We start from the raw sequence: 15,031 nt of genomic DNA, 5'->3' as shown, positions 1-15,031 counted from the left end.
GGCTAGATCACGCACAGCGAAGCTGAACCATGGGTCCCGGGAACAAGTCCCGGGATGACGGTGGTTTAAGGGGTGGTGGTGGTGGTGTGAACTATCCCGCCACCAGCGAGAAATCCGCCACCTGCCCCATGGCGTCGCGCACGGCGGCCAGGGTCTTGAGGCGGTTGTCGCGTTCGGCGGCGACCTCGGAATTGACGAACACGCCGTCGAGGAAGGCGTCGACCGGGCCGCGAAGGCCGGCCAGTTCCTGCATCGCGCCGGTGAAATTTTCCTTGGCCAGCGCTGCCGCCAGGGCCGGCTCGACCATGCGCAGGGCGTCGTACAGAGCCGCTTCCGGCGCCGAGGCGTCGTCCAGCAGGCCGCGTTCGCCTTCGGCCTTCCAGCCCTTCTTCTCCTCGGCCTTGAGGATGTTGGAGGCGCGCTTGTAGCCGGCCAGCAAGTTCTTGCCGTCGTCGGTCTTCAGGAAGGCGTCCAGCGCCTCGACCCGGGCGACGATGCGCACGAGGTCGTCGTCGCCCAGAGCGAACACAGCGTCGACGAGGTCGTGGCGCTTGCCCTGATCCTTGAGGGTGACCTTCAGGCGGTCAGCGAAGAAGGAAAGCATGTCAGCTGCCTTCGCCACACCCTCGTCCATCGCCCACACTGCAAAACCCTCGGACCGGTCTGTCCAAGTGACTCGATTTCGCATGATTTCCGCAGTCGCCGCGTCCAGCTGCAAACTGACCGTCTCTGCAGCCGTTTCTAGGCCAGAGCGCCCTTCAAGGTGAGTAAGCCTGACCCAGCTTTCGAACAGCGGGGCGGTCAAGCTGTTGAAAGTCAGACGGGTCTCGGACGCCAGCAAGATCCGGATCACACCCAACGCCGCGCGACGCAGCGCATAGGGATCCTTCGACCCCGTCGGCTTCTCGTCGATCGCGAAGAACCCGACCAGCGTATCCAGCTTGTCCGCCAGCGCCACCGCCACGCTCAGCGGCGCGGTCGGCACCGCGTCGGCCGGGCCCTGCGGCTTGTAGTGGTCGCGGATGGCGTCGGCGATCTCGGGGTCCATCTGGGCTTCGCGGGCGTAGTAGCCGCCCATCAGGCCCTGGAGTTCGGGGAACTCGCCGACCATCAGCGAGCTCAGATCAGCCTTGGCCAGGCGCGCGGCCGTGGCGGCCTTTTCCACATCAGCGCCGACCAGCGGCGCGATCTCACGAGCCAGGGCCTCGATGCGTTTGACCCGCTCGGCCATGGTCCCGAGCTTGGCGTGGAAGGTGACGCCGTTCAACTTCTCCAGCCACTCGTCGAAATTGCCGGCCTTGCGGTCCTCGTCCCAGAAGAAGCGGGCGTCGGACAGGCGGGCCGACAGCACCTTGGCATTGCCGGCGGCGATCACCTTGCCGCCGTCGGCGGCGGCGATATTGGCGATGGTGATGAAGTGCGGGGCCAGTCCCTCACGGGCCGGATCGCGGACGGCGAAATACTTCTGGTGCGTCCGCATCGAGGTGCGGATCGACTCGGCCGGCAGGTCCAGGAACGACGGATCCATGTCGCCCAGCACCGGCGTCGGCCATTCGGCCAGACCCGCGACTTCCTCCAGCAGGCCCAGGTCCTCGACCAGTTCCAGATTGCGGGCAAAGCACAGGGTCTTGCAGCCCTCGAGAATGCGCGCCTTGCGCTCCTCGACGTCCAGCACGACGAAGTGGTCGTTCAGGCCCTTGGCGTATTCGTCGAAGTCGCGGACGCGGAACGGCTGGGCGTCACCCATGAACCGGTGGCCCTCGGAGATGTCGCCGCTCTCGATGCCTTCGATGCTGAGCGGCACGACCTCGCGATCGAACACGCACAGGATACGCTTCAGCGGACGCACCCAGCGCAGCTTGCACGTGCCCCAGGTCATCGACTTGGGCCAGGCGAAGCCGCGCACGATAGCCTCGACCATCTCGGCGATGATTTCGGTCGTCGGGCGGCCGGTCTTCTCGATGAAGGCCATATAGACGCCGTCGCGCTCGACCAGTTGGTCCTGGGTCAGGCCGGCCTTGCGCAGGAAGCCTTCCATGGCCTGGGGCGGCGCGCCGACGCGGGGCCCCTTCAGCTCTTCCTTGCGGTCGGCCTGGGCGATCGGCAGGCCCTCGACCACCAGGGTCAGGCGGCGCGGACCGGCAAAGGTCTTCAGGGCCTCGGGCAGGAAGCCGGCGGCGGCCAGGTGCTCGCGCGCCATGCGTTCCAGGTCGCGGGCCGCATTGGCCTGCATGCGCGCCGGGATTTCTTCGGAGAACAGTTCGAGGAGAAGTTGGGGCATGTGACTTACGCGGCTTCCTGCTGCTTCACCCACTCCGAGGCGCACATCTTACAAAGGTCGCGGATGCGTCCGATGTAGCTGGCGCGCTCGGCGACGGCGATCGCGCCGCGGGCGTTCATCAGGTTGAAAAGGTGGCTGGCCTTGAGGACCATGTCGTAGGCGGGGAGGACCAGTGACTTGCCCTGATAGTCGCGGGCCAGCATCAGCGGGACCTGGCGCTCCATGTCCTCAAACTGCCCCTTCAGCACGGCGACGTCATAGCCGTGGAAATTGGCTTCCGAATGCTGGCGCTCGTTCTCGAGGAACACGTCGCCATAGGTCATCGCGCCCAGCGGCGACTGCGGATCGTTGAACGGCAGGTCATAGACGTTGTCGACGCCGAACACGTACATCGCCAGGCGTTCCAGGCCGTAGGTCAGCTCGCCGGCCACCGGCGAGACGTCCAGGCCGCCCACCTGCTGGAAGTAGGTGTATTGGCTGACTTCCATGCCGTCGCACCAGACTTCCCAGCCCAGGCCCCAGGCGCCGACGGTGGGGTTTTCCCAGTCGTCCTCGACGAAGCGGATGTCGTGCAGGCGCAGGTCCAGGCCGATCGCTTCCAGCGAGCCCAGATACAGGTCCTGCATGTTGGGCGGGTTGGGCTTCAGGATCACCTGATATTGGTAATAGTGCTGCAGCCGGTTGGGGTTCTCGCCATAGCGACCGTCGCCCGGACGGCGCGAGGGCTGCACATAGGCGGCGTTCCACGGCTTGGGACCCAGGGCCCGCAGTACCGTGGCCGGATGCAGGGTCCCTGCCCCCACCTCGATGTCGTGCGGCTGCAGGATCGCGCAGCCATGTTCACTCCAATAGTTGTGGAGCGTCAGGATCAGGGCTTGAAACGAGGTGGGCTTGGGGCGCGACATCAGTGTCCGAACAGGGCCAGAAAAAAGTCGGCGGACCATAGGGCCCACCGACTGGTGCTTCAAGCGATGTTGGCTTCGTCGCGAAGGGGCTAGTTGCCCTTGGCGGCTGAGCGCTTGCCGGCATTGCTCATCGGCTTGCCGTACTTGGCGCGGTTCTCGGGGGTGTCGGCGATCGGCGCATTGGAGACCACATTCGGATCACCGGCCTTCAAAGTCGCCTGGACCTCCGGCGACTGGGACGACATCGGCACGACGCCGGCGGTGTCGGTCCCCAGGGTCGAGGCCGAGGGCGTGGTGGCCAGCTTAGGGCTCATCATGCTGTGATCGGGCATCATCATCATATTTGGATCGGACATCATCGACGCCGGGGCGGCCGGGTTGACCGGCGCCTGATCGACGGGCGCTGGGGTGGTTGTCGTGGTGGTGGTTTGGGCTAGGGCGGCGCCGGACATCAAGGCGGTGGCGGCGGCGACGGCGAACAGGCGCGACATGGACATGATGAGCTCCTCGTGTTCCAGGCTTCAACTACGCTTGGGACGAATGCCGGTTGCCGATCATCACGGGCTCGTGACCCTGGGGCGGGTTCAAGGACGAACAGCCTTGCGGCGCCGGCCCTGACTTTCCTGCTCGACAGCAGGCATCTCGCCGACGGTCAGAGCGTCCTCATCCGGCGATAGTGCTGCTTTTTGCTGCACCGGCCGCGCCTCATGCTTTGATTTTGAGCGTCTTGCCCATTTCCTTTCCAATTCCTTGTCGCGCGACCGCACCTCGCCGACCTCGACCGATAGCGTGACCATCGCCGGGGAAAACGATGCAGCGCGTAGTGGCGGCTTCGGCGGTGATCACCCGGGCGCAAAGCGCACGGCAACCAAGCAAGGGGAGCCCGCGATATCGGCGGGCCGGAGCAAGGCGGATGAAACTGATCATAGCGGTCGTCAAACCCTTCAAGCTCGACGAGGTCCGTGAGGCGCTCGTCGCCGCTGGCGTCGAGGGGCTGACGGTGTCGGAAGTTAAGGGTTACGGCCGCCAGAAGGGCCAGACCGAAATCTACCGGGGTGCGGAGTACCAAGTGAACTTCGTTCCCAAGGTGAAACTGGAAGCGGTCGTGGACGATGCGTCCGCGGCCAAGGCGGTCGAGGCCGTGAAGGCCGCGGCGGCCACGGGCAAGATCGGCGATGGCAAGATCTTCGTTCTGAACGTGGAAGACGCCGTGCGCATCCGGACCGGTGAAACCGGCCCGGCCGCTCTTTAGTGCCATCGGGAACAGGGGATAACCGACGATGAAATTGACCTTCAAACCGCTGGCCGGGCTGCTGCTCGCCGCGACACTGGCCGGAGCCCCGCTGGGGGCTGTGGCCTTCGCACAGGAAGCGGCGCCCGCCGTCGCCGCCGCGCCCGCAGAGGCCGCGCCGGCGCCTGAAGCCGCTCCGGCTCCTGAAGCCGCGCCCGCCGAAGCCGCTCCCGCCGCTGCGGCGCCGGTTCCGGACAAGGGCGACAATGCCTGGATGCTGACCTCGACCGTCCTGGTCCTGCTGATGATCCTGCCGGGCCTGGCCCTGTTCTACGGCGGCCTGGTCCGCTCCAAGAACATGCTGTCGGTGATGATGCAGGTCTCGACCGTCGCCATCATCGGCTTCGTCGCCTGGGTGCTGTGGGGCTACAGCTTCGCCTTCACCGATGGCGGCAGCTGGGACAAGTATGTCGGCGGCCTTGGTCGTCTGTTCCTGAAGGATGTGACTCCGGCCAGCAACGTCGCGACGTTCTCGACCGGCGTCGTGATCCCGGAACTGACCTTCGTCGCCTTCCAGGCCACGTTCGCCGCGATCACCGCCGCGCTGGTCATCGGCTCGCTGGTCGAGCGGATGAAGTTCGCCGCGATCGTCGCTTTCGCGGTCCTGTGGCCCCTGCTCTCCTACTATCCGATCGCGCACATGGTCTGGTGGTGGCCGGGTCCGGACGCCATCGCTGGTGATCCGACCGCGCCGATCAAGGCCGGCCAGATCTGGGCCTGGGGCGCTCTGGACTTCGCTGGTGGCACCGTGGTGCACATCAACGCCGGTATCGCCGCCCTCGTCGGCGCCCTGATCCTCGGCAAGCGTCAAGGCTACGGCAAAGAGCCGATGCCGCCGCACTCGCTGACCCTGACCCTCGTGGGCGCCGGTCTGCTGTGGGTGGGCTGGTTCGGCTTCAACGCCGGCTCCAACCTTGAAGCCAACGGCTACGCCTCGCTGGCGATGATCAACACCTTCGTCGCCACCGCCGCCGCCGGTCTGTCGTGGATCCTGGTGGAGTGGGTTACCCGCAAGAAGCCTTCGGCCCTGGGCCTGGCGTCGGGCGTCGTGGCTGGCCTTGTCGCCATCACCCCGGCCGCGGGTTTCGCCGGCCCGATGGGCGCTGTGATCCTGGGTCTGATCGTCTCGCCGCTGTGCATCTTCTTCTGCTCGGTCGTGAAGAACACGCTGAAGTACGATGACAGCCTGGACGCCTTCGGCATCCATGGCATCGGCGGCATCGTCGGCGCCCTGGCCACCGGCCTGCTGGTCAACCCCGTCTGGGGCGGCGCCGGCATCGTCGACTACACGACCTGCGCCAAGGACGGCGATATCTCGACCTGCGACGCCCTGGCCTCGTACGAGCCTATCGCTCAACTCCTGATCCAGGCCAAGGCCGTTGGCCTGACCGTCGTCTGGTCGGCCATTGCTTCGGCCATCGTCTTCTTCCTGATCAAGCTGGTCATCGGTCTCCGCGCCGCGCCGGACGCCGAAGAAGAAGGCCTGGACATCGCCGAACACGGCGAGCGCGCCTATCACAGCTAGGCTTCGGCACAGCTGAAAAGGCGAAGGGCGCGGAGCTTGGCTCCGCGCCCTTTCTTTTTGTCCGGTTCTTTTTGTCCAGGCGGCTGACCGTTTAGGGGGCCACAGGCGCCCGGCGCGCTCTCAGGATCGGCACCGGCGGCTCCAGGATCTGGCCCTTCATGACCGGGTTCACCGCCACGCCAGGCGTTGGCAGATTGATAATCTTGTGGACCACGTCCATGCCCTCGACCACCTTGCCGAACGCCGCGAACCCGGCATTGTCGCCCGGCGCGGCAGGGTCGGCGTCCAGATAGGGCGCGTCGCCGACGCAGATGAAGAAATCCGAGGTCGCCGTGCCCGGCGCGTTGCGAGCGATCGAGACCACCCCGTTGGTGTGCTTGATCCCCGTCTGGGTGGTGGGCTCATGAGCGATGGGTTTCAGCACCCTGGCCGGATCGCCCTGCAGCCCACCCTGGATCAGGCCGTAGTCAACCGGTCCCGGCGACCGCGAGGCCCGGAAGAACGTGGCGCCGTCATAGCGCTTCTGGTCGACATAGCGCAGGAAGTTGGCCGTGGTGATCGGGGCCTGCTCGACATAGAGCTCGATGACGATGACGCCCTGCCCGGTCTCGACATTGACCCGGACGGTCCTGGGCGCGGCGGGGGCGGCAGGTGGGGTCGGGGCTGTCTGTGCCAGGGCTGGCGCGGCGACCAGGGTCAGGGCGACGGCGAGTAGATCGCGGCGATACATGGACGCTCCAATGGACCAGGGACAAGGAAGCCGAGCAGCATTCCTTTTTGCTGGCAAGTGGATTGCCAACGGGAAAGCCATATCGCATTCACCTCATACCCGCGTGATGAACGACTATTGGGACTGCCGTGAAAATCGCATTCGTTGATACATCCGGACTGCGCTACACGCCGGAAACGCCATTCTCACGGCCACTGGGTGGCACCCAATCGGCGGCCTGCTTCCTCTCGAGCGCCCTAGCGGCCCAAGGGCATACCGTCAGCCTCATGTCCCCCGGCGCGCCCGAAGAGGTGGTCATGGGCGTGCTGTGCACCGGCTTTGATTGGGACTCAGCGGCTAGCTATCTCAACCAACAGGACGCGGTGGTCGTTCTGACAACGCCAATCGCCGCGCGCCTGCGTCAGGCCGGCGTTGGTACGGCGCTGATCAACTGGCAGCACAAGGCGGTTGGCAGCCAAGGCGCAGCGCCCTTCGCAGAACCCGTCGAGAGAGCAGCGTGGACCACGACCGTTTTCGTCAGCAACTATCAGCGTGACAGCTTTTCGAGCAAATGGAGCATGAGCGGCGAGGTTATCGGCAACGCGATAAACCCCATCCTGGCGCGCGTTACCCGGACCAAGCCAACGTTCGTAGAACGGGGCGAAGACCCGATACTGTTCTATGCAAGCGCGCCAGGCCGCGGGCTGGATTTCTTGCTGATGTCATTTCCGACGATCAGAAAAGCGCTGCCCAATGTTCGCCTGAAGATTTTTTCCGATCAGGCCATGTATCAAATCCCCCCGGAACGGGATGAGTTCTCGGTCTATTACGAAGTCGCCCGCAACCTCCCCGGCATTGAATATGTTGGAGGAGTCTCGCAATCGAAACTGGCCGAAGAAATGCTGGCCGCCGACGTCTGGGCCTATCCGACGACGTTCATTGAGACATCCTGCATCGTGATGATGGAGGGCGGCGCGGCCGGATGCATGCTAGTCGGCTCAGACGTCGGCGCCTTGCGCGAGACCTCAGGGCGTTTTGGTCGATTGACGCCCCTGAATAATTCGCGATCCGGCTGGTCAGGGGCGTTTGCGCGCGCCGTCGTCCAGGAAGTGCACCGCGCCAGGCAGGATCCCACGCTCTATGGGAGCCTCATCAACCAGCAGATGGCGTGGTTCCGCAGCACCTGCGACTGGGATCGCCGCGCCGAGCAGTGGGCGACGCTTCTGGAAGGCCTGTCGCGCAATTCCGGCGGAGCTTCCACCACACCGCCCTCAATCTAGGCCAGCCCCCCGTCCAGCCGGCAGCGCCGCACCCACCAGTCGGGTCGCATGCTCTCCAGTCGTTCGACCAGCCCTTCGGCCTCGATGTCGCCGGCGCACAGCGCAAAGCAGGTGGCGCCCGAGCCCGACATCCGGGCCATAAGCGTCTCGGGTTCGTCGCGCAGGATGTCCAGCACTTCGCCGATCAGGGGCTCCAGCGCGATGGCGGGCGCCTCAAGGTCGTTGCGGGTGGCCGCGACCAGCCAGGCGGCGACTTCTTCGGCGCTTTCGAAGGCGTCCGGCATCCAGGGCCTGGCCTCGCCTTCCGGCGCAATGGCGGCGTCATAGGCGCGATAGACCGCCCCGGTCGGCGACGGCGCTAGCGGATTGACCAGCACGGCGTGCAGCGGCGGCAGGCCGGGCGCCGGCGACAGCCGCTCTCCCCGCCCCTCGGCCATTACAGGCTGGCCCCACAGGCAAGCGGCGCCATCGGCGCCCAGACTGGACGCCATGGCTTCCAGAGCCTCGTCAGAGAGACCCGGAGCCAGAGCATCGCGCAGCAGGCGCAGGGCCGCTCCAGCGTCGCTGGAGCCGCCCCCGAGGCCTGCGGCGATCGGCAGGCGCTTTTCGAGCAAGAGACGGAACGGCGGCAGAGGCGCGGCCGCGCCGGCATGGAAGGCCCGGGCCGCGCGCATAACCAGATTGTCGTCGCCCGCCGGAATGCCGGCCCCGAACGGCCCGGTGGTCTCAAAGCTGGGCGCGTCGCTGGCCTGCAGCGAGACCTCGTCGCCGACGTTGGCGAAGACCATCAGGCTTGAGATCGGGTGATAGCCCTCCGCATCGGGTCCGCCGACGTGCAGGAACAGGTTGACCTTGGCCGGGGCGAAGGCGGAAAGGCGCATGGCGAGACCTTAGGACGAACGGCTAGACCCGTTCGATAGCTCAGTTGCCGGCGATGGTCGATGACACCGCGGGTCCGGCCGCGCCCAGACCGTCCTTCAGCTTGGCTTCGGCGTCAGCCTTCTGCTTGGCGTCCGGCTCCAGGCTCAGCACCCGGCGCCACTGGAACTCGGCTTCGATCCGCCGACCCGCGCGCCAGTAAGCATCGCCCAGATGACCGTTGACGTCCGGATCGCCCGGTTCCATCTCGACGGCCTGCTCCAGTTTCTCGACGGCGATCTTGTAATTGCCCATCCGGTAATAGGCCCAGCCCAGCGAGTCGAGCATGGCGCCCGACTGCGGGCGGGCGTCGACGGCCTTCTGGACCATGGCCAGGGCCTCGGGCAGACGCTCGTTACGGTCGATCCAGGAATAGCCGAGGAAGTTCAGCAGCTCCGGCTCGTCCGGATTGAGCTTCAGCGCTGCGCCCAGGTCTTGCTGGGCCTCTGCCCAGCGACCCGCGCGCTCCAGGGCGATGCCCCGAAGATAGAGCACGCGCCAATCGGGCCGTTCGGCCTCGCCGGCGATCAGTGAGTCGAGAACCTTGACCGACTCGTCCCAGCGCTCGTTGGCGCGCAACAGGTCGGCCAGGGCGATCTGGGCGTCGCGGTCGCCGGGCGCGGTGACTAACGACTGGCGGGCGATTTCGAGCGCGCGGGGCTTGTCGCCGCTCTGCTGGTAGGTCCAGGCCAGCTTGCCCTGGGCCGTCGCGTACTGGGGCGAGCTTGCCGGAATGCGGCCAAAGGCGTCGATGGCCCCGCGATGATCGTCGGCCTGGTTCAGCAGGTCACCGACCAGCATCCAGGCCTCCTCGCGATCGGGATCCAGCCGCAGGGCCAGACGCAGATAGGCCAGGGCGAACTGGCTCTGGCGTTCGCCGGCGAAGGTGGCGGCGCACGCCACCAGGTTCTGGGCTGCGCCCTGCCTGATCGACGGCATCGGCGGCGGCGCGCTCTTGGCCAGGGCGCGCGCGCGCGCCTTTTGCAGGCCAGCGTCCGAAGGATCGGCGGCGAGGGCCTGATCATACAGCACGATCGCATCAGCGTGGCGTTTGCGACGCTCCAGGAACGCACCATAGTCGAGCATGAAAATGCCGGCGGTGTTCGATGACGAGGTCAGCGCCTTGTAGTCGGTCTCGGCCTCGTCATAGCGTCGGGCGCGTTCGAACAGGCGCGCCTGGCCCAGCTGGCCAAAATACTGCACCAGCCGGTCATTCTGCAGGCTGGGCTGGACCGTCGCGCCCTCGGCGTCGCCTGCGGCGGCGGCAATCCAGGGCCCCAGCAGGGCGGCGGCCGGACGGTGCGGGAAGGCGATCGGCTCGGCCTTCAGAAGGGTCTGGGCGTCCTTGCCCTTGCCGGCCGCCAGCAGTTCCACGATCCGGGTCAGCGTCGCCAGTCGCTTGACCGCCTCGCCGGCGTCCTCGCCGCGAGGCGCGATTTGAGCGGCGCGGGTGACCTCGCCCGATAGCAGCAGGGCGGTGAAGGTCCGCTCGCTGATCATAGCTGGATCGTCAGCCAGTACGCCCGCGACGCCGAAATAGTCCGCCGCCTCGCGCGTACGGCCATCACGCAACGCTGCCTGCCCCGCAAGGAACTGACCATAGGAACTGCGCAAGTCGAACAAGGAGTAGCCGGCCGATACCGGACCGCGCAGGGCGACATCCGGGGTCGAGGCGCAGGCCGTCAGGGTGAGCAGGGACGCGGCGGCGAGGAGGACTTTAAAACGCATGCTGGCACCCTGTTGGGTTTCGACGCGCGCCGCAAGTCCGGGGCGCGCGGCAAAAACGCTTGTTGGGCCCAGAGCACGCCAACAAAAAGGCCTCCCGATCTGCTGGATCAGGAGGCCTTTGTCGTCACATGTTCGGATAGTTGGGGCCGCCGCCGCCTTCGGGCGTTGTCCAGACGATGTTCTGCGACGGATCCTTGATGTCGCAGGTTTTGCAGTGGACGCAGTTCTGGGCGTTGATCTGGAAGCGCGGATCAGTCCCCTGCTCGTTGTACAGCACCTCATAGACGCCGGCCGGGCAGTAGAGCCGCGCCGGTTCTCCGTACTTGGGCAGGTTGACCGAGATCGGGATCGACGGATCCTTCAGCGTCAGGTGAGCGGGCTGGTCTTCCTCATGGTTGGTGGCCGACAGGAACACCGAGCTCAGCTTGTCGAAGCTGATCACACCGTCGGGCTTGGGGTAGACGATCGGCTTGAAATCCTTGGCCAGGCCCGTCGAGGCCGCGTCGGTCTTGTCGTGCTTCATCGTGCCGAAGAACGAGAAGCCGCCAGTCAGGTGGGTGACCCACATGTCGAACATGCCGACAGCGCCGCCCAGGAAAGTACCCAACTTGCCCAGCAGCGGCTTGGCGTTGCGGACGACCTTCAGTTCCTTGGCGACCCAGCTCTTCTCGAAGGCGTCCTGATACTCGACCAGCTCGTCACTGGCGCGGCCGGCGGCCAGGGCCTTGAAGGCCTGTTCGGCCGCCAGCATGCCGGTCTTCATGGCATTGTGGCTGCCCTTGATGCGGGGCACGTTGACGAAGCCGGCCGAGCAGCCGATCAGCGCACCGCCCGGGAAGGTCAGCTTGGGGATCGACTGGTAACCACCCTCGGTGATGGCCCGCGCACCGTAGGAGATCCGGCGACCGCCTTCCAGGTGCGGCCTGACTGACGGGTGCTGCTTGAAGCGCTGGAACTCGTCGAACGGCGACAGCCACGGGTTCTTGTAGTTCAGGTGCACCACATAGCCGATCGACACGTAGTTATCGCCGAAGTGGTACATGAAGCTGCCGCCGCCGGTCTTGTCGTCCAGCGGCCAGCCGGTGGTGTGCTCGGCCAGGCCGGGCTGGTGCTTCTCGGGCGGCACCTGCCACAGCTCCTTGATGCCCAGGCCGTACTTCTGCGGCGACTTGCCGGCCGACAGGTCGAACTTGGCGATCAATTGTTTGGCCAGCGAGCCGCGCACGCCCTCGGCGATGAACACGTACTTGCCATGCAGTTCCATACCGGGCTGGTAGTCGGGCTTGTGCTCGCCGCTCTTGGCGATGCCGACCACGCCGACCACAACGCCCTTCAGCGAACCGTCGTCATTCCAGACCATGTCGGAGGCGGCGAAGCCCGGATAGATCTCGACGCCCAGTTCCTCGGCCTTGCCAGCCAGCCAGCGGGTGACATTGCCCAGAGAGGCGATGTAGCAGCCGTCGTTGTGCATGAACGGCGGCAGGGCGAACATCGGCAGCGACATCTCGCCCTGGGGACCCAGGATCAGGAAGCGGTCCTTAGTGACGGGAGTCTCGAGCGGGGCGTCATCGTCCCGCCAGTCGGGGAAGAGTTCATTGAGCGCCTTGGGGTCGATCACCGCGCCCGAAAGGATGTGCGCGCCGACCTCGGAACCCTTTTCCAGCAGGGCGACGGAGATTTCTGTTCCGGCTTCAGCGGCCAGTTGCTTGAGGCGGATGGCAGCCGACAGGCCAGCGGGGCCGCCGCCGACGATAACGACGTCGTATTCCATCGACTCGCGTTCGAGGACTTCGCTCATGGGATCTCCCGCCCCGGGCCCATCGCTTGCGTGGATGGCGCCCGTCGTATGACTGTTTGTCTTTGACCTTATCCGAACGTGACGCAGTGGCGGTCAAGGATAAAGCGCGGACTTTTGTTGCGGCGCAGCGTGGAGAGCGGACAAAGATCGCGCTATGGGTATGGCCATGAGCCTTGCCGTCGATCCGCGCGCCGTCGAAAGCCTGCTCGCCTTCTGGGCGGATGCGGGGGTCGACGCCACCTATTCGGATGCGCCGATCGACCGTCTGGCCGAGGGCGCGGCCCTGCTGCGCGCCAAGAGCCAGCCGGCCGCCGTCGCGGCCGCAGCGCGTCCGACACTGGTTTCCAACGTATCGCCCGACGTTTCGACGGCGATCGCCCAGGCGCGCGCGGCGGCGGCCACGTGCCAGGACCTTGAAGCCCTCGCGGCCGCCATCGCCGCCTTCGACGGATGCTCGCTGAAAACACAAGGCGCCAGACAGGCTGTGGTTTCGCGCGGTCCGGGCGACGCGCCGCTGATGATCATCGGCGAATGCCCCGGCGCCGATGAAGACGCACAAGGTCAGCCGTTTGTCGGTCGCGCCGGACAACTTCTTGACCGGATGCTGAAGGCTTCGGGCCTGACAGACCGCGTTTTCATCACCAACACCGTCTTCTGGCGACCGCCGGGCAACCGAACCCCAACGCCCCAGGAGCAGGCCGTCTGCGCGCCGTTCCTCGAACGCGCCATCGCCCTGGTGAACCCCAGGATGCTGCTGCTGATCGGCGGAGCCTCGGCCAAGGCCATGCTCAAGCGCGACGAAGGCATTCTGTCGCTGCGGGGCCGCTGGTTCGAATGGACCTCGTCGGACGGCGAAAGGGAGCTGCCCGCTCTGCCGACCCTGCATCCGGCCTTCCTGCTCAGGCAGCCGGCGGCCAAGAAGAAAGCTTGGCAGGATCTGCTGACCCTGACCGAAAGACTTGATCGCCCGGAGCGTCCCCACTAGGACTCTGGCCGACAAGTCGGAACGGGGACGCGCCGCCTTCGGGAAGCGCGATACGCATTGCAGCTCATCGCTCGCCCTCTGGCCGTGCTCTCGGCCCTTGTCCTGTGTCTGGGCGCCGCCGTGGGTGCGCACGCATCCAGCCTCGAGCCGCTCACCAAGGACGACGTCCGCTACTATCGCGCTGCGTTCTCGGCCTCCGAGCGGGGTGATTTCGACGCCGCCGAGGCGGCCTTCGCCAACGCCCGCGACAAAAGCCTGGCTGGCCGCCTGGCCTATGCCAAGGTCATGCACCCCCGCGCCTATACCGCCGAATATGAAGACCTGACCGGCTGGCTAAAGGCCTATGGCGACGAGGCGGGGGCCGACAAGGTCTATACCCTGGCCGTCAAGCGCAAGCCGGCCAAGGGCCCTGCCCCGCGACCGCCGACCCTGTTTGTCGCGACCGAGAAAGGGCCGCCGCCGGCCGACAAGGCGCGCGGCGCGCGCGAGGCCTACTATTCCGGCGACATCGCCAAGGCTCTGACCCTGGCCCAGATCAGCGGCGAACGCTGGATTGCGGGTCTGGCCTCCTATCGCCTGGGCCAGCACGCCCAGGCCCAGGACTATTTCGATCAGGTGGCCCGCGACGAGAGCCAGGACGACTGGCTGCGCGCCGCCGGAGCCTTCTGGGCCGCCCGCGCCGCCAGCGGGGCCGGACGCAGCGCTGACGCCCGCGAGGCGCTGATCGAAGCCGCCCGCTCGCCCAACACCTTCTACGGCATGATCGCCGCCCGCCAGCTGACCCTGGCCGGCGTGGCCCTGCCCAATGATCCCGACGATCCTATCGCCGCCCTGATCAGCCGCTTCAGCTATGACGGCCCGGACATCACGTCGCTGAACCGCCTGCTGAGCGTCGACGACCGCGCTCGCCGCGCCGCCGCCCTGGCCCAGATCGGCCGCTGGACCGAGGCCGGCCAGGAATTGCGCGCCGGCCTGTCGCTGGCCCAGACCGAGAAGGCGCGCGGCGACTGGATGAGCCTGACCCTGGCCCTGAACGCCCGCGCCCCGCTGAATGCCGGACGCCCCGTCGCCCGCCTCGGCTCGGACGACTATCCCCTGCCCCCGCTGGAGCCCAAGGGCGGCTTCACCATCCACAAGGCCATGGTCTACGCCCTGGTGCGCCAGGAGAGCCGCTTTGACCCCTCGGCGGTCTCGGGCGCCGGCGCGGTGGGCCTGATGCAGCTGATGCCGATCGCCGCCGCCCGCGCCGCCGGCGACGACAAGCTGCTGGCCGACAATACACCGCTGCTGGATCCGGCCTTCAACCTGCGGGTCGGGCAGGACTATTTCACCTGGCTGATGGATCGCGGCCTGCAGAGCAATGACATGCTGCGCGCCGTGGCGGCCTATAACGGTGGCCCCGGCACCCTGCTCAAGACCCAGGCCCAACTGGGCGCCGACTGTGACAGCCTATTGCTGATCGAAAGCCTGCCGGCGGTCGAGACGCGCAACTATGTCGAGAAGGTCGTGGCCTCGTACTGGACCTATCGCCGGCTGATGGGCGCCGAGACCCGCACCCTGGACGCCGTGGCCCTGGGCGCGCGCGAGATCGACATCCGGCTGGACCTTTAG

13 protein-coding genes are annotated in these 15,031 nt (G+C 66.5%); 5 read left to right on the top strand and 8 right to left on the bottom strand.

Annotation, left to right across the window (positions count from 1 at the left end; all coding sequences use genetic code 11):
- Positions 1-91: 91 nt before the first annotated feature.
- From glyS to ACN2C8_RS08520, 4 genes are all read right to left on the bottom strand, one after another.
- On the bottom strand, positions 92-2,281 hold the full coding sequence (gene glyS / locus ACN2C8_RS08535) for a glycine--tRNA ligase subunit beta (RefSeq protein WP_419255452.1): 2,190 nt from the start codon (positions 2,279-2,281) through the stop codon (positions 92-94).
- 5 nt (positions 2,282-2,286) lie between these two features.
- Positions 2,287-3,186: a glycine--tRNA ligase subunit alpha gene (locus ACN2C8_RS08530; protein WP_419255450.1), complete on the bottom strand. Its 900-nt coding sequence runs from the start codon at positions 3,184-3,186 to the stop codon at positions 2,287-2,289.
- Positions 3,187-3,275: 89 nt separating this feature from the next.
- Positions 3,276-3,683, bottom strand: coding sequence for a hypothetical protein (locus tag ACN2C8_RS08525; RefSeq protein ID WP_419255449.1), 408 nt, complete (start codon positions 3,681-3,683; stop codon positions 3,276-3,278).
- A gap of 87 nt (positions 3,684-3,770) precedes the next feature.
- A complete protein-coding gene (locus tag ACN2C8_RS08520) occupies positions 3,771-3,983 on the bottom strand; it encodes a hypothetical protein (RefSeq protein WP_419255447.1) in 213 nt (70 codons plus the stop codon).
- A 116-nt stretch (positions 3,984-4,099) separates the two neighbouring features.
- Between ACN2C8_RS08520 and ACN2C8_RS08515 the strand changes: the two genes are divergently transcribed.
- Together ACN2C8_RS08515 and ACN2C8_RS08510 are read left to right on the top strand one after the other, a co-directional pair.
- A complete protein-coding gene (locus tag ACN2C8_RS08515; protein WP_062146628.1) occupies positions 4,100-4,438 on the top strand; it encodes a P-II family nitrogen regulator in 339 nt (112 codons plus the stop codon).
- Positions 4,439-4,466: 28 nt separating this feature from the next.
- A complete protein-coding gene (locus ACN2C8_RS08510) occupies positions 4,467-6,002 on the top strand; it encodes an ammonium transporter (RefSeq protein ID WP_419255445.1) in 1,536 nt (511 codons plus the stop codon).
- 91 nt (positions 6,003-6,093) lie between these two features.
- Here the strand turns inward: ACN2C8_RS08510 and ACN2C8_RS08505 are convergent, their stop codons facing one another.
- Positions 6,094-6,732 (bottom strand): peptidylprolyl isomerase, encoded by a 639-nt coding sequence (locus ACN2C8_RS08505; protein WP_419255443.1) that lies wholly within the window; start codon positions 6,730-6,732, stop codon positions 6,094-6,096.
- A 128-nt stretch (positions 6,733-6,860) separates the two neighbouring features.
- Here ACN2C8_RS08505 and ACN2C8_RS08500 point away from each other — a divergent pair, with 128 nt between their 5' ends.
- On the top strand, positions 6,861-7,991 hold the full coding sequence (locus ACN2C8_RS08500; RefSeq protein WP_419255441.1) for a glycosyltransferase family 4 protein: 1,131 nt from the start codon (positions 6,861-6,863) through the stop codon (positions 7,989-7,991).
- Here the strand turns inward: ACN2C8_RS08500 and ACN2C8_RS08495 are convergent.
- The 3 genes from ACN2C8_RS08495 to ACN2C8_RS08485 form a co-directional block, all read right to left on the bottom strand.
- Positions 7,988-8,872, bottom strand: a complete 885-nt coding sequence (locus ACN2C8_RS08495; RefSeq protein ID WP_419255439.1) for a 4-(cytidine 5'-diphospho)-2-C-methyl-D-erythritol kinase — start codon at positions 8,870-8,872, stop codon at positions 7,988-7,990. The genes ACN2C8_RS08500 and ACN2C8_RS08495 overlap by 4 nt on opposite strands.
- A gap of 40 nt (positions 8,873-8,912) precedes the next feature.
- A complete protein-coding gene (locus tag ACN2C8_RS08490) occupies positions 8,913-10,637 on the bottom strand; it encodes a tetratricopeptide repeat protein (RefSeq protein WP_419255437.1) in 1,725 nt (574 codons plus the stop codon).
- A gap of 124 nt (positions 10,638-10,761) precedes the next feature.
- Positions 10,762-12,435: an electron transfer flavoprotein-ubiquinone oxidoreductase gene (locus ACN2C8_RS08485; protein WP_419255435.1), complete on the bottom strand. Its 1,674-nt coding sequence runs from the start codon at positions 12,433-12,435 to the stop codon at positions 10,762-10,764.
- 166 nt (positions 12,436-12,601) lie between these two features.
- Between ACN2C8_RS08485 and ACN2C8_RS08480 the strand changes: the two genes are divergently transcribed.
- Both ACN2C8_RS08480 and ACN2C8_RS08475 read left to right on the top strand, forming a co-directional pair.
- Positions 12,602-13,420, top strand: a complete 819-nt coding sequence (locus tag ACN2C8_RS08480; protein WP_419255434.1) for a uracil-DNA glycosylase — start codon at positions 12,602-12,604, stop codon at positions 13,418-13,420.
- Between the two features lie 57 nt (positions 13,421-13,477).
- Positions 13,478-15,031, top strand: a complete 1,554-nt coding sequence (locus ACN2C8_RS08475) for a lytic transglycosylase domain-containing protein (protein ID WP_419255432.1) — start codon at positions 13,478-13,480, stop codon at positions 15,029-15,031.

Origin of the sequence: Caulobacter sp. ErkDOM-C (genome assembly GCF_048541825.1) — a bacterium.
Taxonomy (GTDB): domain Bacteria; phylum Pseudomonadota; class Alphaproteobacteria; order Caulobacterales; family Caulobacteraceae; genus Caulobacter.
The sequence above is the reverse complement of the archived record's forward strand: the minus strand, read 5'-3'. Positions and strand labels throughout refer to the sequence as shown.

What these genes read in the sequence shown, in the direction of transcription:
- glyS (WP_419255452.1), bottom strand. Translation starts at nt 2,281, where the DNA reads ATGCCCCAACTTCTCCTCGAACTGTTCTCCGAAGAAATCCCGGCGCGC.
- ACN2C8_RS08530 (WP_419255450.1), bottom strand. Translation starts at nt 3,186, where the DNA reads ATGTCGCGCCCCAAGCCCACCTCGTTTCAAGCCCTGATCCTGACGCTC.
- ACN2C8_RS08525 (WP_419255449.1), bottom strand. Translation starts at nt 3,683, where the DNA reads ATGTCCATGTCGCGCCTGTTCGCCGTCGCCGCCGCCACCGCCTTGATG.
- ACN2C8_RS08520 (WP_419255447.1), bottom strand. Translation starts at nt 3,983, where the DNA reads ATGGTCACGCTATCGGTCGAGGTCGGCGAGGTGCGGTCGCGCGACAAG.
- ACN2C8_RS08515 (WP_062146628.1), top strand. Translation starts at nt 4,100, where the DNA reads ATGAAACTGATCATAGCGGTCGTCAAACCCTTCAAGCTCGACGAGGTC.
- ACN2C8_RS08510 (WP_419255445.1), top strand. Translation starts at nt 4,467, where the DNA reads ATGAAATTGACCTTCAAACCGCTGGCCGGGCTGCTGCTCGCCGCGACA.
- ACN2C8_RS08505 (WP_419255443.1), bottom strand. Translation starts at nt 6,732, where the DNA reads ATGTATCGCCGCGATCTACTCGCCGTCGCCCTGACCCTGGTCGCCGCG.
- ACN2C8_RS08495 (WP_419255439.1), bottom strand. Translation starts at nt 8,872, where the DNA reads ATGCGCCTTTCCGCCTTCGCCCCGGCCAAGGTCAACCTGTTCCTGCAC.
- ACN2C8_RS08490 (WP_419255437.1), bottom strand. Translation starts at nt 10,637, where the DNA reads ATGCGTTTTAAAGTCCTCCTCGCCGCCGCGTCCCTGCTCACCCTGACG.
- ACN2C8_RS08485 (WP_419255435.1), bottom strand. Translation starts at nt 12,435, where the DNA reads ATGAGCGAAGTCCTCGAACGCGAGTCGATGGAATACGACGTCGTTATC.
- ACN2C8_RS08480 (WP_419255434.1), top strand. Translation starts at nt 12,602, where the DNA reads ATGAGCCTTGCCGTCGATCCGCGCGCCGTCGAAAGCCTGCTCGCCTTC.